General features: G+C 68.8%; 8 protein-coding genes. 2 read left to right on the top strand and 6 right to left on the bottom strand.

Annotated elements, in window-relative coordinates; genetic code table 11:
• The first annotated feature begins 93 nt into the window (after nt 1-93).
• Nucleotides 94-780: an SDR family NAD(P)-dependent oxidoreductase gene (locus ABZT03_RS35355; RefSeq protein ID WP_356047040.1), complete on the top strand. Its 687-nt coding sequence runs from the start codon at nt 94-96 to the stop codon at nt 778-780.
• A gap of 141 nt (nt 781-921) precedes the next feature.
• Here ABZT03_RS35355 and ABZT03_RS35360 read toward each other — a convergent pair whose 3' ends face one another.
• The 6 genes from ABZT03_RS35360 to ABZT03_RS35385 form a co-directional block, all read right to left on the bottom strand.
• Nucleotides 922-1,098, bottom strand: coding sequence for an SDR family NAD(P)-dependent oxidoreductase (locus ABZT03_RS35360; RefSeq protein WP_356047042.1), 177 nt, complete (start codon nt 1,096-1,098; stop codon nt 922-924).
• Between the two features lie 71 nt (nt 1,099-1,169).
• Nucleotides 1,170-1,883 (bottom strand): hypothetical protein, encoded by a 714-nt coding sequence (locus ABZT03_RS35365; protein ID WP_356047043.1) that lies wholly within the window; start codon nt 1,881-1,883, stop codon nt 1,170-1,172.
• Nucleotides 1,884-1,913: 30 nt separating this feature from the next.
• A complete protein-coding gene (locus tag ABZT03_RS35370; RefSeq protein ID WP_356047045.1) occupies nt 1,914-2,168 on the bottom strand; it encodes a hypothetical protein in 255 nt (84 codons plus the stop codon).
• Nucleotides 2,169-2,692: 524 nt separating this feature from the next.
• On the bottom strand, nt 2,693-3,589 hold the full coding sequence (locus ABZT03_RS35375) for an SDR family oxidoreductase (RefSeq protein WP_356047046.1): 897 nt from the start codon (nt 3,587-3,589) through the stop codon (nt 2,693-2,695).
• Between the two features lie 47 nt (nt 3,590-3,636).
• Nucleotides 3,637-4,377, bottom strand: coding sequence for an SDR family oxidoreductase (locus ABZT03_RS35380; RefSeq protein WP_356047048.1), 741 nt, complete (start codon nt 4,375-4,377; stop codon nt 3,637-3,639).
• Between the two features lie 798 nt (nt 4,378-5,175).
• Nucleotides 5,176-5,787: a TetR/AcrR family transcriptional regulator gene (locus tag ABZT03_RS35385; RefSeq protein ID WP_356047050.1), complete on the bottom strand. Its 612-nt coding sequence runs from the start codon at nt 5,785-5,787 to the stop codon at nt 5,176-5,178.
• Between the two features lie 85 nt (nt 5,788-5,872).
• On the opposite strand from ABZT03_RS35385, the gene ABZT03_RS35390 reads away from it, so the two are divergent.
• Nucleotides 5,873-6,454, top strand: a complete 582-nt coding sequence (locus tag ABZT03_RS35390; RefSeq protein ID WP_356047052.1) for a TIGR03086 family metal-binding protein — start codon at nt 5,873-5,875, stop codon at nt 6,452-6,454.
• Nucleotides 6,455-6,516 lie beyond the last annotated feature (62 nt).

Below are 6,516 nucleotides of genomic sequence, written 5' to 3' on the forward strand. Positions count from 1 at the left end.
TGCGCCGCGCCGAGCCGAGGGCGCCCGCATACGACCAGCCGCGTTCAGCGCTCTTACCGGCCCAGCCGGGCCACACATTCCGAGGGGAAACGCATGACCGTCACACTTGTCACCGGAGCCAACAAGGGCATCGGCTACGAGACCGCCAGGCAGCTTCTGGAGTTGGGCCACGCCGTCTACATCGGTGCTCGTGATGTCGAGCGAGGTGAAAAGGCCGCAGCGGAGCTGGGTGCGCGATTCGTGCAGCTCGACGTGACCGACGACGCGTCGGTGAACAGCGCGCTGGCGACGATCGACTCGGCCGAGGGCCGGCTCGACGTCCTGGTCAACAACGCCGGCATCCTGGGGGACGGACCGATCGACGGCCCCACGGCTCTCCATGTCTTCAACACCAACACGGTGGGTCTGCTGCGCGTCACCGAGGCGGCCCTTCCCCTGCTGCGGAAATCCGCGAACCCCACCGTGGTCACCGTTTCGAGCAGCGCCGGGTCGTTCTGGGCCGTGACCAATCCCGAGCGACCCGAGTTCAACCTGCCGTTGCCCCTCTACTCCGCGTCCAAGGCCGCCGCCACCATGCTGACGGTGCAATACGCCAAGTCCCAGCCGGGCATCAAGTTCAACGCGGTCGAGCCCGGCACCACCGCGACCGACCTGACCGCGGCATTCGGGATCGGAAGGGCGCCGGAGGAGAGCGCCCGGGTCGTCGTACGCCTGGCGACGCTCGACGCGAACGGTCCCACAGGCACCTTCCAGGACGAGCACGGGGAAGTGCCCTGGTAGACGTCGGGAATGAGCGAGGGGCAGTGCAGTCGCGCTGCCCCTCGCTCAGCGCCGCGCGGCTTTGGATGTGGTGGCTGTGCCCCAGGTCGGTGGTGCGCTCCTCGAGACACTGACGTCGGCGGCGAACGGTGTGGCGTCGCCTCAGGCCCCGTTGATCTCCTTCGCCACCCGCTCGACCCTGTCCAGGTTGCGGTCCGCGACCACGAGCTTGGCGCCCGCGCGGGCCAGCCGCTTGGCTCCGGCCTCCCCCAGGCCGGATCCGGCTCCGGTGGCGCCATTTGCGGTTGGCGACCTGGTCGGCAAGTTCTGGGAGTGCATCGGATGCCGCGCACTTTCGCAGGTAGGTCCCCGCCTTGGATCAATTCATCGGCGCGGCTCGAATGGCTTGGTCACGTATAGGAGGCTCCTTCTCCGGTCTGGATGCTGGGGTGAGAAGCGGCGGCGGCGGAAGCCCCCTTCCAGCGCGAGCTTTGAAAGCGGACGCTCGCGAAAAGGGCAATGATTCCGGTCGTTACGCCCGCAGGAAGAGCGGCAGCGAGTGGGGCGCGCAGACCGTAGGCCAGGACGCCGACGTCGGCGCCGATGACGACGCTCGTGATCACGCCGATACTGCCCGCAACACTGAGCATCCGCTGAAAGGGCTGTCGGCGCGGCGTCAACATGGCCACCGCCTGCTCGGCGCCGGCCGTGACGAGAAGCAGGTCGGCCAGTTCGGGAACCAACTCCGCATATGTGGCGCGCAATTTGCTGATACGACCAATGAACTGCCAGTCGTCAATGGAGATTTCCAGGCAGCGGACGAAGGTGACCACGCCCAGAAAAGCCAGTGACGACAGCACCAGTGTGTAGAAGGTGGTGGTGCCTGCGCTGTGGCCCGCGTGACCGTAGAAGCCGAGAGCGATGAGACCGGCTGACAGGGCTCCGAGGAAGATGCTGGCCCGTCCGTTGGCTTCGCTGATCGTGGCGGCGCGCTGGGTTTGCATGTTGTAGTGCTCGGTGGTCAGTACCGTGATCCAGGCTGATGCAGCCGCGCCAGCGGCACTGAGCCGGAGAGGTTCATCCGGGCCCGGACCGGACGACTGTTCCGGGCGGGATTCAGTCATGGGTGAGTCAATCTGCCGACCCCTTTTCCATCAGCACTCCATTCTTACGCACGGCGACAGTTTCAGGGGAGTGTGGCGCGCGGTGGCGTCGCCGTCGCGGAGGTCGGCGGCCCTCATCTGGGCCCTCACGCGCTCGGCGACCGCATGCAGCGCCAGGTAACCGGTGTGCTCGTCCTCGACCGCGCCGGTCAGCCTTCCCTCCACCAAAGCGATCCACTGCCCCGTCCACTCGGCGCGCGGGACCGCGCGGACCCACCGGGCCGCCAGGCGCAGCGTCGCGCCCACCTCGGGACTGCCCCTGTCCCGGACACCGGGGCTGGAGCTCGGCGGCGTCCCAGTGGCGTACGGCCAGGCCCAGCAGCGCGTCCAGGGTGAGCCGGCCGGTGGCGGCGCTGCTGGGCCCGCAGGACGCCGGGGGCGCCCCGGGGGCGCCCCTGTGGGCCGGTTCGTTCAGCCAGGTGCGGGCGGCGGCCAGGTCGGCGGCGGCAACGTGGTCGAGGAACGGGGCGGCCGCCACCGTCCGTCGGCCGCCCCGTCCGGCATCAGCAGGTGCGACGCAGGTTCCTGCAGGACGCCCAGCCACACCACTGCGGAGCCGGAGCGGAAGAAGTACGCCTCGGCACGGGGGTCCGCCCAGCCTGCGATGCGGAGCGCGCCGCAGCGACCTCCGCCGGCCGCGCGAACCCACTGTCGCCGGACGGGGCGGGCGCCCTGGAGCCGGAAGCCACCGCAGACCACCTCACCACTCCCCCGGCCTGCGCCCTTCTCCCGTGGCCCTGGTGGCCGGGTGACCGCCAGGGCGGGGTGGGTCAGTGGTCGGCGCTCGGGTGGAGCAGATCGCTCAGCCCGATCCGCGCGTAGAACTCCTCGCGGATGCGGTCGCCGACCTTGTTGACTTCCTCGGCGCCGTCGTTGGCGGGGTCGATGTGGACGCGGAAGGGACGCGTACCCTTCGGCAGGCCGACCACCTGCACGATCTGCCGGGCTACTTCCAGGGGGTCGGCATCCGGCGGAGCGAGCTCGGCCAGCCGGGCCGAGACCTGGTCCAGCAGTCCGGCGTAGCGCTCTTCGTAGGCGGCGGCAATGTCGGTGCCGGCGGGGTGGCCCGCATGAGCGAAGTGGTTCGTGCCGGTGGTGAAGGAGCCGGGAACGATAATGGTGCTCTCGATGCCGAAGCGGGCAAGTTCGGCCGCGTAGCTGACGGCGAGGGAGTCCTCGGCTGCTTTGGCCGCGAAGTAGGGCGCGAGATAGGGCGGTGTCCCGCCGCGGGTGCTGCTGGAGCCGACCCAGATCAACAGACCGTCCCGCCGTTGGCGAAAGCGGGGCAGGACAGCACGGTTCACCCGCTGGGTAGACAGCACGTTGACGTCGTAGACCTCAGCGAGCTGCTCGGGGGTGAATGCCTCGGCGGGGCCCAGCACCATGTGGCCGGCGTTGTGGACCACGACGTCGAGGTGTCCGGCCTCGGAGTAGATCCGTTGGATGCCGTCGTCAACGGAGTCTTGCTGGGAGACGTCGAGTTCGACAGGGCGCAGTTCGACGTTGTGCCGCTTGGCGTAGTCGTGGGTGCGTTGGACGGCGTCGGCGTTGTGTCCCTGGGTGCCGCGCATGCCCGCGTAGACGGTGTGGCCTGCGTCGGCCAGGGCAGCGGCCGTCATGGCGCCGAATCCGCTCGATGCTCCGGTGACGACGATGTTCTTCGACATGGTGCGATCACTCCGGTTCAGGTAAGCAGGGAAGGCATGGGGCAGGCTCAGACGACGCCGCCGTTGACGTAGATCACCTGTCCGTTGATCCAGCGGGCGGGGCCGGCGAGGAAAGAGACCGCTTCGGCAATGTCCGACGGACCTCCCAGGCGCTCCAGCGGGGACATGTGTGCCAGGTGGTCGACGGTTTCCTGGTCCTTGCCGTTGAGGAAGAGGGGCGTCGCCGTGGGACCGGGGGCTACGGCGTTGACGGTGATGTCCCTGCCGCGCAGTTCCTTGGCGAGGATCAGGGTGAGGGCGTCGACGGCGCCCTTGCTGGCCGCGTAGGCGGTGTAGGCCGGAAGGGCGATCTTCACCACGGAGGAGGAGAAGTTGATGATCGCGCCCCCCGAGCGGACGCGCCGGGCGGCCTGCTGGTCGACGACGAACGTTCCTCGGATGTTGATCCGGTGCATGCGGTCGAGGTCGTCCAACTTCAGTTCCGCCAGCGGGGACAGCAGCATGATGCCGGCGACGTTCACCACCACATCAACGCCGCCGTAGCGCTGCTCCGCCTCGTCGAAGAGCACCGTGACCTGGTCTTCGTCGGCCACATCGGCCTGGAAGCTGCTTGCGGTGCCGCCGGCCTGCGTGATCGCGTCCACGACCTCCTTGGCACGGCCAGGGTTGCCGGAGAAGCCCACGAGCACGCTCATGCCGTCGCCGGCGAGCCGTTCGGCCACGGCGCGGCCGATGCCACCGGACGCTCCGGTCACCACGGCGACGCGGGCAGTGCTGACAGTAGACATGAGAGGTCTCCCATCTGTGACGTGGTGGAGCCGATGAGAAGCGGCGGCATCCGCGGGCTGGGCGACGTGCACCCCGAACTGCCCGTGAGCCTGATGCACTGGCGATGGCCGTTCAGCGGACCGGCACCGTCAGTACGAACGCGCGACCCATCGGCTCGGTGTCGTGTCCAGTTTGGGTCATAGGCGGGGATCGCGTCAGGGTTGCGGTGTGCAGCCAGAGCGCAGCCACGCCAGTGCCAGCTGGGACGGGGTGGCGTTGACCTGCTCCGAGAGGGCTTTGAGAGGACCGTTCGGTCTGGCGAGAGCGGGAAGCCCGATGCCGTGCTCGGCGCAGCAGTCCTGCACGTTCTGTGCTGAACGGTCGCCGAGGTTGTAGCGGTTTTGCACGGTAGCGCTGTCCGCGACGCGGGAGGCTGCCTGGAGCTGGTCGGCGGTGACCTCACTCCTGGCCGGCCCCGGCGACGGCGTCCGCTCGCTTCCCGCTCCTGTAAACGTGCCCCTCAACGTCGGCGATGTCCTCTACGAGCATTCCTGCGCGACCGTCCCGCCCGGAGCCACCCTCGTCCTATACACCGACGGCCTTGGTCGAAACGCCCGACAGTGACCTCGAGAGTCGAGTTGGTGAACTGACCGCTGTCGCTGACAAAGGGCGCAGCGGGCCGTCGGGGATTTCGACGCCGGTCGTCAGCCGAGTCGGGTCGAAGGAGGTCTGCGGCCGAGGCGCCGGCCGTTCCTGGTGGCTGCACGTCGCGCGGCCGCCGCGCTCACGACAGCGTGCGGTCCTGGCCGGCCGCTTCCTTACGTGCCGAGCAGCGCGGCGGTGAGGCAGCGGTGCAGCCAGTCGGCGGAGCGGTCGAGCGGCCATCGGCAGTCGTCGGTCAGGGTGAAGTAGGAGGCGTTGCCGAGGAAGTACCAGAGCACATCCGCAGCGTCGTCGACGGTGACTCCGGTGCGCAGTGCGCCCAGTTCTCCGAGCCGGGCCGCAGTGGCCCGCAATCCGCGGCGCAGGCTGTCGTGCGCCGCGCCGACGGTCTCCCGGACGCCGGCGTCCTGGGGCGCGGCGGCGAGCGCCTGACGCATGATCGGCGACCAGAGCTCGAACTCGCTGCGAGTGCCGTCCACGAGCATGCGCAGCAATGCGTCGGGGTCGGTTTGCGCAGCGATCCGCTCGTAGATGCCGCCGGCCTCCGCGGCGCGCACCCCGTCCTCGATGAGTGTGCGGAGCAAGCCGCTCTTGCCTCCGACCGCCGCGTAGACGGTGGGTGCTGCTACCCGCGCTGCTCGGGCGATGTCCTGCACCCGGGTGTCGAAATAGCCCCGTTCGACGAACAGTGTCCGCGCTGCCAGCAGGATCGCTTGGCGGGTCGCAGCCGCGTACTCGGCCCGCCGTCCGGACTCTTGTGTCACCACCCCTATGACTGTAGACCCTGCCCGATCACCAACCGCTGATAGTCAACTACACTCGATATAGTCACCTATCAGAGAAAGTGGTCCCATGATCTTTCCGGTACTCGAAGACCTGGCTAACCAGTTCCCCGGCATCACTCCAGAGCAGGACAAGCTCCCCACACCGTGCGACGACTTCGACGTGAGCACGTTGCGCCGGCACCTGCTGGGCTGGCTCACCTACTTCGACGCTGCCTTCGCTGACCCGTCCGGCAGCGAGCGGCCCGACCCGTCCGTGTTCACGGGCCCCGACCATCCGAGTGCCGTGATCGCGCACCTGACCGCCACGATCCGATCGAGTCTGGCCGGCGGACTCGCGACAGCTACCGTGCACGTTCCGCTGCTGGGGGGCGCCTATCCGGGCTCCGTAGTCGTTGACCTGCTGTTGATCGAAACGCTCGGCCACGGCTGGGACCTGGCCCGTGCGACCGGGCAGCGATGGAATCCGGACCCGCACACCTGCCAGCATGCCCTCACCGTGCTCGAAGGTGTGATCCAGCCGGAATACCGTGGCCCGGGCATGCCCTTCGGCCCCGAGATCGCCATCGACGCAAGCGCATCACCTCTGGACCGGCTGGTCGCTTTCACCGGCCGCGACCCCGATTGGGCGCCCCCCGTTCAGCTGCGCTGATGAGCGCCTGCGGCGTCGTCCTCGCTTGACGGCTCGGTGGGGCGGGCGGCAAATGCCGCCCG

Origin of the sequence: Streptomyces sp. NPDC005574, assembly GCF_040605435.1 — a bacterium.
In the GTDB taxonomy this organism is placed as follows: domain Bacteria; phylum Actinomycetota; class Actinomycetes; order Streptomycetales; family Streptomycetaceae; genus Streptomyces.

Coding starts and splice junctions, on each gene's coding strand:
- ABZT03_RS35355 (WP_356047040.1), top strand. CDS start 94: ATGACCGTCACACTTGTCACCGGAGCCAACAAGGGCATCGGCTACGAG.
- ABZT03_RS35360 (WP_356047042.1), bottom strand. CDS start 1,098: ATGCACTCCCAGAACTTGCCGACCAGGTCGCCAACCGCAAATGGCGCC.
- ABZT03_RS35365 (WP_356047043.1), bottom strand. CDS start 1,883: ATGACTGAATCCCGCCCGGAACAGTCGTCCGGTCCGGGCCCGGATGAA.
- ABZT03_RS35375 (WP_356047046.1), bottom strand. CDS start 3,589: ATGTCGAAGAACATCGTCGTCACCGGAGCATCGAGCGGATTCGGCGCC.
- ABZT03_RS35380 (WP_356047048.1), bottom strand. CDS start 4,377: ATGTCTACTGTCAGCACTGCCCGCGTCGCCGTGGTGACCGGAGCGTCC.
- ABZT03_RS35390 (WP_356047052.1), top strand. CDS start 5,873: ATGATCTTTCCGGTACTCGAAGACCTGGCTAACCAGTTCCCCGGCATC.